This window comes from Bradyrhizobium sp. HKCCYLRH1034, from assembly GCF_051168375.1.
Lineage (GTDB): Bacteria > Pseudomonadota > Alphaproteobacteria > Rhizobiales > Xanthobacteraceae > Bradyrhizobium.
Window position 1 is genome coordinate 209512 of record NZ_JBNPUW010000007.1, and the last position, 14768, is coordinate 224279.

The 14768-nt window shown below is 64.9% G+C and carries 15 protein-coding genes; 7 read left to right on the forward strand and 8 right to left on the reverse strand.

Going from position 1 to position 14768, the window contains the following annotated elements; genetic code table 11:
- The first annotated feature begins 86 nt into the window (after nt 1-86).
- A complete protein-coding gene (locus ACQR0W_RS18660; RefSeq protein ID WP_316165352.1) occupies nt 87-1112 on the forward strand; it encodes an aspartate-semialdehyde dehydrogenase in 1026 nt (341 codons plus the stop codon).
- Nucleotides 1113-1151: 39 nt separating this feature from the next.
- On the opposite strand, the gene queA is transcribed toward ACQR0W_RS18660, so the two are convergent.
- The 4 genes from queA to coaD all read right to left on the reverse strand — a co-directional run bounded on the left by queA (nt 1152) and on the right by coaD (nt 4271).
- A complete protein-coding gene (gene queA, locus ACQR0W_RS18665; RefSeq protein ID WP_316170190.1) occupies nt 1152-2246 on the reverse strand; it encodes a tRNA preQ1(34) S-adenosylmethionine ribosyltransferase-isomerase QueA in 1095 nt (364 codons plus the stop codon).
- Between the two features lie 139 nt (nt 2247-2385).
- The gene (locus ACQR0W_RS18670; RefSeq protein WP_315799860.1) at nt 2386-2850 is read right to left on the reverse strand and encodes a peptidylprolyl isomerase; all 465 of its coding nucleotides are present in this window, start codon (nt 2848-2850) and stop codon (nt 2386-2388) included.
- Between the two features lie 294 nt (nt 2851-3144).
- Nucleotides 3145-3708 (reverse strand): peptidylprolyl isomerase, encoded by a 564-nt coding sequence (locus ACQR0W_RS18675; RefSeq protein ID WP_316170189.1) that lies wholly within the window; start codon nt 3706-3708, stop codon nt 3145-3147.
- Nucleotides 3709-3776: 68 nt separating this feature from the next.
- Complete coding sequence (coaD, locus tag ACQR0W_RS18680; RefSeq protein ID WP_316170188.1) at nt 3777-4271, reverse strand: pantetheine-phosphate adenylyltransferase; 495 nt, start codon at nt 4269-4271, stop codon at nt 3777-3779.
- A 293-nt stretch (nt 4272-4564) separates the two neighbouring features.
- On the opposite strand from coaD, the gene ACQR0W_RS18685 reads away from it, so the two are divergent.
- Complete coding sequence (locus ACQR0W_RS18685; RefSeq protein ID WP_315827549.1) at nt 4565-4822, forward strand: hypothetical protein; 258 nt, start codon at nt 4565-4567, stop codon at nt 4820-4822.
- Between the two features lie 34 nt (nt 4823-4856).
- On the opposite strand, the gene gyrA is transcribed toward ACQR0W_RS18685, so the two are convergent.
- The 4 genes from gyrA to ACQR0W_RS18705 form a co-directional block, all read right to left on the reverse strand.
- The gene (gene gyrA / locus ACQR0W_RS18690) at nt 4857-7601 is read right to left on the reverse strand and encodes a DNA gyrase subunit A (RefSeq protein ID WP_315827548.1); all 2745 of its coding nucleotides are present in this window, start codon (nt 7599-7601) and stop codon (nt 4857-4859) included.
- A gap of 170 nt (nt 7602-7771) precedes the next feature.
- Nucleotides 7772-8170, reverse strand: coding sequence for a DUF2306 domain-containing protein (locus tag ACQR0W_RS18695; RefSeq protein WP_315827547.1), 399 nt, complete (start codon nt 8168-8170; stop codon nt 7772-7774).
- Between the two features lie 14 nt (nt 8171-8184).
- Nucleotides 8185-8817: an HD domain-containing protein gene (locus ACQR0W_RS18700; protein WP_315827546.1), complete on the reverse strand. Its 633-nt coding sequence runs from the start codon at nt 8815-8817 to the stop codon at nt 8185-8187.
- Nucleotides 8818-8931: 114 nt separating this feature from the next.
- A complete protein-coding gene (locus tag ACQR0W_RS18705; RefSeq protein ID WP_316170187.1) occupies nt 8932-9429 on the reverse strand; it encodes a single-stranded DNA-binding protein in 498 nt (165 codons plus the stop codon).
- A gap of 462 nt (nt 9430-9891) precedes the next feature.
- On the opposite strand from ACQR0W_RS18705, the gene ACQR0W_RS18710 reads away from it, so the two are divergent.
- The 5 genes from ACQR0W_RS18710 (at nt 9892) to ACQR0W_RS18730 (ending at nt 14537) form a co-directional block, all read left to right on the forward strand.
- Nucleotides 9892-10647 (forward strand): outer membrane protein, encoded by a 756-nt coding sequence (locus tag ACQR0W_RS18710; RefSeq protein ID WP_315711763.1) that lies wholly within the window; start codon nt 9892-9894, stop codon nt 10645-10647.
- A gap of 193 nt (nt 10648-10840) precedes the next feature.
- A complete protein-coding gene (locus ACQR0W_RS18715) occupies nt 10841-11596 on the forward strand; it encodes an outer membrane protein (protein WP_316170186.1) in 756 nt (251 codons plus the stop codon).
- Nucleotides 11597-11860: 264 nt separating this feature from the next.
- Nucleotides 11861-12646, forward strand: coding sequence for an outer membrane protein (locus tag ACQR0W_RS18720; RefSeq protein ID WP_316170185.1), 786 nt, complete (start codon nt 11861-11863; stop codon nt 12644-12646).
- 212 nt (nt 12647-12858) lie between these two features.
- Complete coding sequence (locus ACQR0W_RS18725; protein WP_315827542.1) at nt 12859-13599, forward strand: outer membrane protein; 741 nt, start codon at nt 12859-12861, stop codon at nt 13597-13599.
- A 293-nt stretch (nt 13600-13892) separates the two neighbouring features.
- Complete coding sequence (locus ACQR0W_RS18730; RefSeq protein WP_315827541.1) at nt 13893-14537, forward strand: outer membrane protein; 645 nt, start codon at nt 13893-13895, stop codon at nt 14535-14537.
- The last annotated feature ends 231 nt before the right edge of the window (nt 14538-14768 follow it).

The following is a 14768-nucleotide window of genomic DNA, read 5'->3' on the forward strand; positions in this document are numbered from 1 at the left end:
GATTGCGACCATCTTCGAACCGAAGCCCCGCCTGATGAAGGTCCGGGGCTTTTTTATTGCCCGAATTTCAACCGGAGACTTGAGACGTGTCCCACGATCCCACCATTGCCATCGTCGGCGTGACCGGCGCCGTTGGCGCCGAATTCATCGCCACCCTGGACCGCCGCAACGTCCGCGTCGGCCAGCTAAGGGCGCTGGCGAGCGCCCGCTCGGCCGGCCAGACCCTGACCTTCCGCGGCCAGACCATCGTGATCGAGGAGCTGACCGAACGCTCCTTCGAGGGCGTCGACATCGCGCTGTTCTCGGCCGGCAGCGGCATTTCCAAGAAGTTCGCGCCCATCGCCGTGCGCTCTGGCGCCGTCGTGGTCGACAATTCCTCGGCCTTCCGCATGGATCCGAACGTGCCGCTGGTGATCCCGGAGATCAACGCCCGCCGAATCCGCGACCACAAGGGCATCATCGCCAATCCAAACTGCGCGGCCATCACGGCGCTGGTGCCGCTGTGGCCGATCCATCAGAAGAATCGCATCAAGCGCGTGATCATCTCGACCTATCAGGCCGCCAGCGGCGCCGGTGCGGCGGCGATGGACGAGCTGGTGCAGTCGACCCGCGCGAGCCTCAACGGCCAAGTCTATGCGCCCAAGGTGATGCCGCATCCGTTCGCCTTCAACCTGTTCAGCCACAACACCGCCATCGATCCTGAGACCGGCTACAACGACGAGGAAACCAAGGTCATCAACGAGACCCGCAAGATCTTTGAGGACGAAGGCATCGCCATCGGCGTCACCTGCGTCCGCGTGCCGGTGCTGCGCGCCCATTGTGAATCCATCACCTTCGAATGCGAGAAGCCGATCTCGGAGGACGACGTCCGCCGCATCCTGGCGACCGCGCCCGGCGTGCGCGTGGTCGACGACCGCGCCAAGAACTACTTCCCGATGCCCGTCGACGCCTCCGGCCAGGACGACGTGCTGGTCGGCCGCATCCGCAAGGATCTGTCCGATCCGTCAGGCCACTCGATCGCGATGTTCGTTGCCGCCGATCAGCTGCTCAAGGGCGCTGCGCTCAATGCGGTGCAGATCGCCGAGCTCCTGCCCGAGCGGGCGATGGCGTAGCTCTCAGGGCGAACTTGCAGGGTGGGCCTTTTGCCCACCCTACGGCTCGACGATGCGCTCGTCTGGCTGACGAAACAACAGGCACGCATCGCCATACGAATAGAAGCGATAGCCGCTGCGGATCGCATGCGCATAGGCCGCGTGCATCGTCTCCAAGCCGGCGAAGGCTGAGACCAGCATGAACAGCGTCGAGCGCGGCAGATGGAAGTTGGTCATCAGGATATCGACCGCGCGGAAGCGATAGCCGGGCGTAATGAAGATCGACGTCTCCGCCTCGAACGGCGCGATCGTGCCGTCGGGCTGCGCCGCGCTCTCCACGAGCCGCAGCGACGTCGTGCCGACCGCGACGATGCGGCCGCCCTTGGCGCGCGCCTCGTTCAATGCGGCCGCCGTGTCCGGCGTGAGACTGCCCCACTCCGCATGCATGCGGTGGCCTTCGGTGTCATCGACCTTCACGGGCAGGAACGTGCCGGCGCCGACATGCAGGGTGACACGCTGCAGCCCGACGCCACGCTCGCGCAGCCGCTGCTCAAGCGTCGGCGTGAAATGCAGCCCAGCCGTCGGCGCAGCCACCGCGCCCTCTTTGGCCGCGAACATGGTCTGATAATCTGTCGCGTCCTGCTCGTCTGCGGGCCGCTTGCCGGCGATGTAGGGCGGCAGCGGCGGCCGGCCGAGATCGGCGATCGCTTGGTCGAGCGCTGGCCCATGGAACACAAAGGACAGCGTCAGCTCGCCCTCCTCGCCCTTGGCCTCGACGGTGGCGTCGAGATGGCCGAGCAGGCAGACCTTGCCCTCGTTGCCGAACCGGATCGTATCGCCTGGCGCGAGCTTCTTGGCGGGCCGCACCAGCGCCTGCCAGCGCGAGCCGTCGAGGCGCTTGATCAGGGTCGCCTCGATCTTCGCCTCGGTCTCGCGGCTGATGCGCCGACCGGACAGCTGCACCGCGATCACCTTGGTGTCGTTGACGACGAGCTGATCACCGGGCTCCAGCCAGTCCGGCAGGTCGGCGACCGTGCGGTCGCGTAGGACACCGTCGCCTTGCACCACCAGCATGCGCGCGGACTCGCGCGGGCTCGCCGGGCGGAGCGCGATGTTTTCGGGGGGAAGATGGAAATCGAACAGGTCGGTGCGCATCGTCGTTCTGGGACGACCATCGGCCCTTCATCCCGGGGAGCGTGCGACAGCACGCGTCGCGAAGGATGAAGGCCCGACTGTCTGCCTCATGGTGCGAGACGCGTGCTGCGCACGCGCCTCACCGTGAGGATCGCAAAGTCTAAGCCGCGTCGGCGGCCATGTAGGCCTTCACGATCTTGTCCGGGTTCTGCACCGGCTCGCCGCGCTTGATCTTGTCGACGTTCTCCATGCCCTCGGTGACCTTGCCCCAGACCGTGTACTGCTTGTCCAGGAAGCGGGCGTCGTCGAAGCAGATGAAGAACTGGCTGTCGCCAGAATCAGGATTGGCCGCACGCGCCATCGAGGCGGTGCCACGAACATGCGGCTCGGCGTTGAACTCGGCCTTCAGCTTCTTGCCGGAGCCGCCGGTGCCAGTGCCCTGCGGGCAGCCGGTCTGCGCCATGAAGCCGTCGATGACGCGGTGGAAGACGATGCCGTCGTAGAAGCCCTCGCGGACGAGCTCCTTGATGCGCGCGACATGGCCGGGCGCGAGATCGGGACGCATCTCGATCGTGACGGGGCCCTGAGTGGTCTCGAGGATCAAGGTATTTTCGGTCACAGCCATTCTGGTCTCTCGGTTTTTGTAGAATTGACGGGGGTCAGGACAAAGCAAATCCTGGGTCTGAAATGTCGCGGCGCCTTCCCATTTGCGGCCGTCACCCCTCCTGACGGCAATCCGAGCACGACGAGGCCCGCGATGCTGGCCCAGAATAGACCCAATGCGCTTAAAGCTGAAGCCACCGGCCCTGTCGATGTGACGGGGCGGCAGAATCGGCATGCCTCCGCGACGTGGCAAAAGGTTCCTTAAGGCCCGGGGGAACCCGGGCGCGAGACCCGGGCATGCCCCCGCTCTGCCTGCCTACTTGATGTCCGAGGCGACCTGAACCTTCACCATCTTGTCCGGATCGGTGACGGCACCGCCCGACGAGCCCGGAGGCGCCTTCTTGAGCTTGTCGACGACGTCCATGCCCTGCACGACCTCGCCGATCACGGTGTATTGGCCGTTGAGGAAGGACGCATCGCCGAAGCAGATGAAGAACTGCGAGTTGGCAGAATCGACGCTATCGCCCCGACGCGCCATGCCGACGGTGCCGCGCTTGAACGGCGTGCTCGAAAACTCCTGCTTCAGGTTCGGGTACTTCGAGCCGCCGGTGCCATTGAAGTTCTGGCCGTCGCCGGTCTGCGCCATGAAGCCGTCCATGACGCGGTGGAACGGCACGTTGTTGTAGAAGCCTTCGCGCGCCAGCGTCTTCAGTCGCTCGGCATGCTGTGGCGCCAGATCGGTGCGCAGCTTGATGATGATGCGGCCCTTGGTGGTGTCGATGACCAGGGCATTCTGCTTGTCGAGGCCGGTAGGCAGCGACTGGGCCAGCGCCGGCAATGCGAACACGAGAGCAAAGACGAAGGCGAGAGCGCGGATCATGGCAACTCCGATGACATGAGACGATGAGGAGAGGAAGGCACCGCCGGAAGCGGCCGGTGCCCGAAGGATCACTTGAACTTGGCCTTGAGACTTTCGGCCACCGACGGCGGCACGAAATGCGAGATCTCGCCGCCCATGGCGGCGATCTGGCGAACCAGCGTGGCCGCGATCGGACGGACACCCACCGAGGCTGGAACGAACACCGTCTGGACCTGCGGTGCCATGGTCTGGTTCATGCCGGCCAACTGCATCTCGTAGTCGAAATCGGTGCCGTCGCGCAGGCCCCGGATCATCATGATCGCACCGGCCTCTTGCGCGGCGGTGACGGTCAGATTGTCGTAGGTCGAAGCCTCGAAGCCGCAGCCCGCCGCGGCTGCGACGGGACCGAAGATCTCGTGCGCCATCGCCAGCCGCTCCTCGGTCGAGAACAGCGGCTTCTTGCCGTGATGCACGCCGACCGCGACGATCAGGCGATCGCAGAGATGAACGGCCTGCCGGACCACATCGAGATGGCCGTTGGTGACGGGATCGAACGAGCCCGGATAGAGCGCAATGCGTTGCATGCGCCCGTCCTATACCGCCCGGAACAGGCCGGCAAGCCGCCGTCAGGCCCGCTGGCGTGGCTGTGATGGGCAAAGAGCGGCCGAGAGACCGCACCGCAATGAAATGGGTTGCGACACCGGGGAGCCGGAACTGTGGTCGGCTACCGCGATTGTTTCATCGGAACTCGGGACACGAAACACGCTCGCGCCGAGACGAAACCAATTCGCCCGTTCCGCGAAGACGTCTCGAAACCCGAACTGATTATCAAATCCTTAACGAACAACGGGCCGAACGGCCCAGACAGGGGACCGTCATGATCAAAGCGCTATCTGCAGTCGCAGCGGCCGGCTTGGTGGCTGCCGGCATCACCCTCCTGCCCGGCTTCGCTCCTCAGGTCGAAGCCAGCGTGCCGCGTCCGCTCGCCAAGGCGGACCGCCTGGACATTCGACCGATCGGCCGCGACTGCTCACAGCAGGCCTGGCCGAACTTCGAAGCGGGCTGCCTGCGCAGCGCCGGAACCAGAGGAACGGTCCGCGAGGCCAGGATGGTCTCCGTCGAGCGGACGGAGTAAGCGAATAGCTACTCACTATTCGCCGGTCGCGCCTTCACTCGCCATTTGCCTGCTCGCTGGCCCCGTTGCCGTTCTCGGCCTCCTCGCCGATATGCTCCACCGACACGACATGCTCATCATCGGCGGTGTCGAACACGATGACGCCCTGGGTCGAGCGTCCCGCGATGCGGATGCCGTCGACGGGGCAACGGATCAACTGCCCCTTGTCCGTCACCAGCATGATCTGATCGCCATCCTCGACCGGGAATGAGGCGACGAGCTTGCCGTTGCGGTTGTTGACGGACATCGCGACGATGCCTTTGCCGCCGCGGCCGGTGGTGCGGTACTCGTAGGACGAGGTGCGCTTGCCGTAGCCGTTGACCGAGACGGTCAGCACCACCTGCTCCTGCGCCGACATCTCGACATAGCGTTCCTGCGACAGCTGGATCGCGCCAGCGGCCGCCTCCTCGCCCTCGGTCTCGACGGGCTCCTCGGTGGCAGCATCGCCCGACATCGCCCGGCGCATCTTCAAGTACGCCGTACGCTCGTCCGAGGTCGTTTCGACATGGCGCAGGATCGACAGCGAAATCACCTTGTCGCCGCCGGCGAGCGCGATGCCGCGCACGCCCATCGAGGTCCGCCCGGTGAAGACGCGCACGTCGGTGACGGGGAATCGGATGCACTGCCCGCCCGACGCCGTGAGCAGCACGTCGTCACGCTCGGTGCAGATCTGCACGTTGACGATCTCCTCGCCCTCGTCGAGCTTCATCGCGATGATGCCGGAGCGGCGCACGTCGACGAAATCCGACAGCTTGTTGCGGCGGACGTTGCCGCCGGTGGTGGCGAACATCACGTCGAGATTGGCCCAGGAGGACTCATCCTCCGGCAGCGGCATGATCGTGGTGATGCGCTCGCCCTGCTCCAGCGGCAGGATGTTGATCAGCGCCTTGCCGCGCCCGTTGGGCGCCGCGATCGGCAGTCGCCAGACCTTCTCCTTGTAGACCTGGCCGCGCGACGAGAAGAACAGCACCGGCGTGTGCGTGGAGGCCACGAACAGCCGGCTGACGAAATCCTCCTCGCGCGTCTGCATGCCCGAGCGGCCCTTGCCGCCGCGGCGCTGCGCCCGATAGGCCGACAGCGGCACGCGCTTGGTGTAGCCGGCATGCGACACGGTCACGACCATGTCCTCGCGCTGGATCAGGTCCTCGTCCTCGACCTCGCCTTCCTGCTCGGCGATCACGGTGCGGCGCGGCGTGCCGAACTCCGCCTTGATCGCGGCGAGCTCGTCCTTGATGATCCCCTGCACCCGCGCCCGCGAGCGCAGGATGTCGAGATAGTCGTTGATCTCGACCTTGAGCTTGTCGAGTTCGTCGGAAATCTCTTCACGGCCGAGCGCGGTCAGGCGCTGCAGACGCAGGTCGAGAATCGCCTTGGCCTGCTCGAACGACAGCCGGATGGTACCGTCCTCGGCGAGGCGATGACGCGGATCGTCGATCAACGTGATGATGGCCTCGACGTCGCGCGCCGGCCAGTCGCGCGACATCAACGCCTCGCGCGCGGACGCAGGATCGGGCGAGGTCCTGATGACCCGGATGACCTCGTCGATATTGGCTACGGCCACGGCGAGGCCGACCAGGATGTGGGCGCGGTCGCGCGCCTTGTTGAGCAGGAACTTGGTCCTGCGCGTGACGACACGCTCGCGGAACGCGACGAAGATCGTCAGCAGGTCCTTCAACGTCATCGTCTGCGGGCGGCCGCCGTCGAGCGCCAGCATGTTGGCGGCGAAGCTCGTCTGCAGCGGCGTGAACTTGTAGAGCTGGTTGAGCACGACGTCCGGCACGGCGTCGCGCTTCAGCTCGACGACGACGCGGTAGCCGTCGCGGTCGCTCTCGTCGCGCAGGTCGGCAACGCCTTCGACCTTCTTCTCGCGCACCAATTCGGCGATGCGCTCGACCATCGTGGCCTTGTTCACCTGGTAGGGAATCTCGGAGATGATGATCGCCTCGCGATCCTTGCGGATCGTGTCGATCGTCACCTTGCCGCGCATCATGATCGAGCCGCGGCCCAGATGATAGGCCGAGCGGACGCCGGCGCGTCCAAGAATGATGCCGCCGGTCGGGAAATCCGGCCCCGGAATGATGTTGATGAGCTCGTCGATCGTGAGCGCGGGATTGTCGATCAGCGCGATGCAGGCATCGATCACCTCGCCGAGATTGTGCGGCGGGATGTTGGTGGCCATGCCGACCGCGATGCCGCCGGCGCCATTGACCAGCAGGTTCGGATATTTGGCCGGAAGAACCGACGGTTCCTTGTCCGAATTGTCGTAGTTCGGCTGGAAGTCGACGGTGTCCTTGTCGATGTCGTCGAGCAGCGGGATCGCCGACTTGGCGAGCTTCGCTTCGGTGTATCGGTAGGCGGCCGGCGGATCGCCGTCGACGGAGCCGAAATTGCCCTGGCCGTCGATCAGCGGCACGCGCATCGAGAAGTCCTGCGCCATGCGCACCATGGCGTCGTAGATCGACTGGTCGCCATGCGGATGGTATTTACCGATGACGTCACCGACCACGCGCGCGGACTTGACGTATTTCTTGTCGGGCGTGTGCCCCTGCTCGTACATCGAATAGAGGATGCGCCGATGCACCGGCTTCAGGCCGTCGCGCGCATCGGGCAGCGCTCGCGACACGATCACGCTCATCGCGTAATCGAGGTAGGAGCGCTTCATCTCATCGAGGATGGAGACGGGACGAATGTCGGAAGGTCCGCCCGGCTCGCCGGGCTTCTCATCTTCTTTATCGGACAAAGGGGATACCGGTCGGTTTTGACACGCGAAAATCGCTTGGAATCATATAGCGCAGGAGCGTGCCGCAGGCCACCCCCAAGGCGATCCGAAGAGCGCTTTTTCTGCTCGCCTTTCCAGTCACTTAACCGGCTGCCGCGGCCGCCCATGGCAGGCTCCGGGAACCGTTTCGGCTACGGCCCGAAGACGACCTTGTGCATGATACGTCCCGGCAGCAGCGTGAACAGTCCGGCGATCACCAGGGCGCCGGAAAACAGCATGATCATGGCCCGGCGATGGGCCGCCACCCGGTGCCGGTGCGCAGCCCACACCGCCAGCGGCAGCACGGCCAGCGTGTAGATCGACAGCAGGTGGATCGGGCTCCATGGACCGACCAACCGGATGGTGTGAATCCAGAACGAACTGGCTGCAACGGCAACCATGAGCGCGACCCAGATCCAGCCGACCGTTCGATGCGGCACGGTCCCCTTCGGGGCGGCGAACTGAACGAGCCCGAGCGCGAACGCCGTCATCGCGGCGACGGCGTGCAGCTGGACGGCGGGCTCGGCGTCGAGCAGCGGCGCGAAGCTCATGGCAGCCCCCAGAGCTAGATCGCAGCCCGCAGCTCGTGCAGACGTTCCTTGATTGCGTCGACATCCACGCTGCCAGCACGCATCTTGGCTTCGGCTTGGCCTTTCACCAGCCCGCACAGTTCGACGAGCATGGCGTCATGGGCGCATACCGCGTCCATCTTGGTGTAGACGAGATCGTACTCGACGGGCTCCCAGGTCCCAAGATCGGCAAGGTTGTGCTGCATCTGAACCTCGAGGTGATCGAGCGCCGCGGCGAACTTGGCCTCCGCCGTGAGCTTCGCCTCAAATTCATGGAACAGGTCGAATATCTCCTGCCCGCCTCCCCCGGGCAAGCGCGACCGGATGACTTCGATCGCCTCGCGCTCCTTGGCGACCTTGGCATCCTTTCGGCTGCCGGTCTCGAAGAAGGGGACGTCTCCGACCAGCGCCTCGACGAGGTCGTGGACGATGATCATCTTCAGCACGCGATCGATCTCGACCGGTCTTTCGAGATGACGGTGCACGAGCAACGCGAGCAGAGACATGCTCCAGCTATGCTCGGCCACGCTCTCGCGGCGCCCGTCAGACAGCCAGCTGTGGCGCAACTCGCGCTTCAGGCCCTCGGCGAGCCGATAGAAGTCGAGGGTCCTTGCCACAGCCTCCATCATCGTACCAACCTCGCACGATCGCTTGCAGCACCCCGGCCGGCCCCCTCGGATGACCGCCGGCCTGCCGTCCAGACACGGGCAAGCCGGCTCGCATCAGCAGCGTCCGCGCGCGCCTCAGAACGGAATGTCGTCGTCCATGTCGCTGTTGCGTCCGCCACCGCCCGCCGAAGCAACCGCGCGGCGCGGCGGCGCCGTCGACGGACCGCTGCTGCCGAAATCACCGCCACCCATGTCATCGGAGAAGCTGCCGCCACCGCCGCCCCGGCCATCGAGCATCGTCAGGGTGGAGTTGAAGCCCTGCAGCACGACCTCGGTCGAGTACTTCTCGACACCGCTCTGATCGGTCCATTTGCGGGTCTGCAGCGCGCCCTCGATGTAAACCTTGGCGCCCTTCTTCAAATACTGCTCGGCGACCTTGCAAAGACCTTCGTTGAAGATCACCACGCGGTGCCACTCGGTCTTTTCCTTGCGCTCGCCTGTCGCCTTGTCGCGCCACGTTTCCGACGTCGCAATGCTCAGATTGGCGATCGGCCGCCCATCCTGCGTGCGCCGGATCTCGGGGTCCTTGCCGAGATTGCCGACCAGAATCACCTTGTTCACACTACCCGCCATCACCACTCTCCCGCGGTTCTCGATCATCGGACCGGCCGTCCACACCGGCCTCACGGCGTCCGGTGGCTAACCCTTCCTCTCGCGGCGGACCCTATACGGTTGCCGCGCGGTCCACCCGCCCTGTCCATTGCTTATCCACATATAGCAGGCGGAAGGCCATTGTTCCAGTTTTGTTCGCGCGCATATGTCTACAACCGTGCGTCGAGTTCCGCGGAACTCGACGGAACCGCAAATTCTCGCAATGGAACCCGGAAAAAGTTCCCTTATTCACGAAAAAGGGATTAACTTTCATCAAGTTAGACAGCCTCACTTCCTCCTCGGCTGTGGCTTTTGGGAGACGGTATCCAGAGTTGAATCGCGTATATTTGAGGGCGGATTGGGGCCGCAAGCGTGGTCGCACCAACTTCACAGACGAGCGTCTCCGGGGACCATTTTGGAGACGCCCAACGCGGGAGACTTGGGATGAAACGAATTTTTCTCGGAGCTGTCAGCTTGATGGTTTTGGGGGCGCTGACGCCGGCGGGAGCCGCCGATCTCGCCGCCCGCCCGTACACGAAGGCCCCGGTGATGGCGCCGGCGCCGCTTCCGACCTGGGCCGGCTTCTACCTCGGTCTGCAGGGCGGCGGCGGCTGGGGCCGCAGCAACGAGACCTTCTTCGGGGCGCCGAATACGGCGATCTTTGCCGGCACCCAGAACTATGACACCAGCGGCGGCTTCGTCGGCGGTGTGGTCGGCTACAACTGGCAGGTCGACAACATCGTGTTCGGTCTCGAGGGCGACTATCACTGGGCCGACATCAACGGCCGGTCGGGCGTCGTCAACGCCGGCCTCGGCGATACCTACTTCACCAGGCTGCGCGGCTTCGGCGACATCAAGGGCCGCCTCGGCTGGGCTGCGGGTCCGGCGCTGTTCTTTGTCAGCGGCGGCGCTGCCGTCGGCGATCTCCAGCACCGCTACGACGCAGCGCTCAATGGTGGCGCGGCCAATAGCTTCGCTCAGAACAACTGGCGCTGGGGTTGGACGATCGGTGCCGGCGCCGAGTACATGTTCGCGCCGAACTGGTCGGCCAAGGTCGAATACAACTATCTCGACTTCGGCAAGAGCTCGATTCAGTACAGCGCGGTTCCGACCAACCGCTCCGAGTGGAGCGACACCGTGCACACCGTCAAGGCGGGCGTCTCCTATCACTTCGGCGGCCCGATCGTGTCGCGCTACTGATTGCACGCAAAAAGCGAATATGTCGAAAGGCCGGCCTCGCGCCGGCCTTTTTTTGTGTGCCAGAACCGGCACTTGCCGAGCCGTTGTGTCCTTTGGGTGACGGCTTTTTACGGCGGAAGGAGCTATCAACGTCCGGCGGGTGGGCGTTGGTGAGAGCGTGCGTGCGGGCGTCGGACGTGGTTTGGGGAATGCGATGAGAAGGCTGTTGCTGGGGGCGACAACTTCGCTGGCGCTGGGGATTGCGCCGGCCATCGCTGCCGATCTGCCCGCGCGCACCTTCACCAAAGCGCCTGCGATGATCACGACGATCTATGATTGGAGTGGCTTCTATATCGGCCTGAATGCCGGTGGCGCAGCGGCCCGCACCTGCTGGACCAACAAGGTCAGCTTTGCCGGCGTGGCCGCAACCAACGCGGAAGGCTGCCATGATGCGACCGGCGCGCTGGCGGGCGGCCAGATCGGCTATCGCTGGCAGGCTGGCGGCTGGGTGTTCGGCATCGAAGGTCAAGGCAACTGGGCCAACCTCAAGGGCAGCAACACCAGCCAGTTCGCCCCGGCCGTGACCAACCAGACCAAGATCAACGGCATCGGCGTGTTCACCGGCCAGATCGGCTATTCCTGGAACAACGTGCTCTGGTACGTGAAGGGTGGCGCCGCGGTCGCGGGTGAGAAGTACAACGGCCTCTCCACGGCCACGGGCGTGGTGCTCGACGTGTCCAGCGCCACGCGCTGGGGGGCTGCGGTCGGGACTGGTGTCGAGGTCGGCTTCGCCAAGAACTGGTCGGTCGCAGCCGAATACGAGCACCTGTTCATGGGCAACCGCACCTTCGGCTTCTCGGGTGTTCCCCTTGGAGCCGCGGGCCGGACCGATGCGGTCGGCCAGGACGTCGACATGGCGACGGTCCGCGTGAACTATCGCTGGGGCGGTCCCGTCGTTTCCAAGCACTGACCCTCGAGGGCTGACACTCGGGATCTCACGCGGCGGCGCTTGCCCGGCCTGTCGTCACTCACGCTGTGACACAGCTCCCCCCGTCGGCATTGGCAGTCGCCGTCTTTACCCGCGCTTAAGCACGATCGGCACATCCCGCCACACGGCACGTCCCGGTCACGAGTTTGGAAAGCAGTCTCCCTTACAACCAGCCACAGGCCACCTTCGCGTGGGCCCGGATCGGAGGGATCCGGAGCGTGGTGTATTGGGACTGGGGAGAGACGAATGCAGAAGACGACCTTGATCTTGACCGCAAGCGCCGCGGCGCTGGGACTGGCGCCGGCCTCGGCGGCCGACTTCGCGACGCGCCCTTACAGCAAGGCGCCACCGCCGGCCTATGTCACGCCGCTGCCGAGCTGGGCCGGGTTCTACCTCGGCGTCAATGGCGGCGCCGACTGGAGCCACAATTGCTGGACGCTCAACCGCGTTGGCGGCGTGCCGGTCGTGCCGACCCAGTCCGAAGGCTGCCACAATGCCTCGAGCGGCCTCATCGGCGGCCAGGTCGGCTATCGCTGGCAGGCGGCGAGCTGGGTGTTCGGCGTCGAGGCCCAGGGCAACTGGACCGACCTGAAGTCGTCCAATGCGAGCACGGCTGCGCTGGCCGCGGGCATCACCAACACCACCAAGACCGATGCGATCGGCCTGTTCACCGGCCAGGTCGGCTACGCCTGGGGCAACGTGCTCTGGTACGTGAAGGGCGGCGCCGCCGTCACCCACAACAAATACACCGGCACGGCGAATGCGGCCGCGCCCTTCCCGGTCGGCACGCTGCTGGATTCCGCCAGCGAGACCCGCTGGGGCGGCACCGTCGGCACCGGCGTCGAGTTCGGCTTCGCGCCGAACTGGTCGGTCGCCGTCGAGTACGACCACCTGTTCATGGGCTCGCGCGACATCAGCTTCCCGGCCACCGCAACCGTGCTGTCGCGCGTCGATACCATCAAGCAGGACATCGACATGGCGACCGTCCGCGTGAACTATCGATTCGGGGCGCCGATGGGCACGCGCTACTGAAAAAAGCCGCCGCTCGCACGCATTCGGAAAGGCCGGCCCTCGCGCCGGCCTTTTTCGTGTCAACAGCCCGGCAGCGTCGCGGCGTTTTTGTGCTAAATATATGATATATAACGCTTTTTCATTCCTGTGGCGGGCGCGTTACAGCCTCTCCGGGATGCCCTGTGTATGACTTGCCCATCGCTTGTCATTCCAACCTCCCGGGGGAGAATTTGATGAAGAAGTTGCTTGTGATCACGACGGCGCTCGTCGGCATCGCATCCGCCACATCCGCGTCGGCGGCCGACATGGCGGCCCGCCCGTACACCAAGGCGCCGCCGATGGTCGCGCAGATCCTGAGCTGGTCGGGCCTCTACGCCGGCATCCAGGGCGGCGGCGGCTGGGGCACCAGCAAGGAGACCTTCCTCGGCCGCTTCAATGCGCCGGGCTTCCTGGGCACCCAGAACTACAACACCAATGGCGGCTTCGTCGGCGGCGTGGTCGGCTACAACTGGCAGGTCGACAACGTCGTGTTCGGCCTCGAAGGCGACTATCACTGGGCCGACATCAACGGCCGCTCCGCCGTGGTCAATGCCGGCGTCGGCGACACTTTCTTCACCAAGCTGACCAGCTTCGGCGACATCAAGGGCCGCCTCGGCTATGCCGCCGGTCCCGCCCTGTTCTTCGTCAGTGGCGGCGCCGCGGTGGGCCAGTTGCAGCATCGCTATGACGGCGTGCCCGGCAACGTCTTCAGCCAGAACACCACCCGCTGGGGCTATACGGTCGGCGCCGGCGCCGAATACATGTTCGCGCCGAACTGGTCGGCCAAGCTCGAGTACAACTATCTCGACTTCGGCAAGAGCACGATCCAGTACAGCGCTGCGGCGCTCAACCGCTCCGAGTGGAAGGACACCGTTCACACGGTCAAGGCCGGCCTCAGCTACCACTTCGGCGGCCCGGTCATCGCAAAGTACTGATGCCTGCAAACCGACAGGTTCCGAGAAGGGCCGGCGAAAGCCGGCCTTTTTTGTTGCCCTGATGCCACCTTGCCGGCTCGCCACACCCGGAACCAAGTAATTGAGTGACATAGGCTTTCTGGAACTTGGCCGTAAAAACGCGGTTTGGGCGCGAGTGTGTCTTCAGGGTGACGGTAATCCGTACGGAACCGGGCTATAGGAACCTCGTCAACTTGAACGGGTGAGTCTGTTTCGTGCGTAAGCTTATCGGTGCGATGCGGACTTCGAGGAATAAAAATAAACTGGAGACTGGAATGAAGAAGATCCTGCTCGCGACCGTGGCCTTGGCCGCCCTGGCCGCTCCCGCTGCCGCCGCTGATCTTGCCGCGCGCCCGACCTACACCAAGGCCCCGGTTGCCGCGCCGGTGCTGACCTGGACCGGCTTCTACATCGGTGCCATGGGCGGCTACGCCAACGAGAATGCTGACTTCGCGGCCATGAAGGGCGGCTTCGCCGGCGGCACCGTCGGCTACAACTGGCAGCAGGGTGCTGTCGTGTTCGGCCTCGAGGCCGACGCCGCTTGGGCCGACATCAACGCAAACGTCGGCGCGCTCGGTGTCAACGCCGAGTCCAAGATCCGCGACTGGGGCACTGTCCGCGGCCGCATCGGCTACGCCTTCGGCCCGACCCTGCTGTACGCGACCGGCGGTTACGCCTGGGCCGACAACCGCATCTCGCTGACGGCCCCCGGCTTCGCCGCTGCCGACAGCAAGATCCACTCCGGCTGGACCGTCGGCGCTGGCGTCGAGTACATGTTCGCCCCGAACTGGTCGCTGAAGGGCGAGTACCTGTACAAGAGCTTCGGTGGCGAGAGCTACACCTTCACCGGCCTCGGCACGCTCACGACCGGCACCCTCAACGTGCATTCCGGTCAGGTCGGCATCAACTACCACTTCTAAGTTTTTGCCTCCGGGCCAACGCACACAGCCTCCGCTCTGCCAGAGCGGAGGCTTTTTCTTTGTGGGATCGTGCACAAAACAGGACGGAACCGGCAGCCTCCTGCCAGTCGCTGCCATTCCCTGAGCGCATTGTTGATGATTCGCTGACGGCACTGGAAATCCAGCTCCGTTCTTCCTACGTTCCGACCATACCTTTTCCCCCTGGCGTCCGATGGCCGGCTTCCGGCGAAA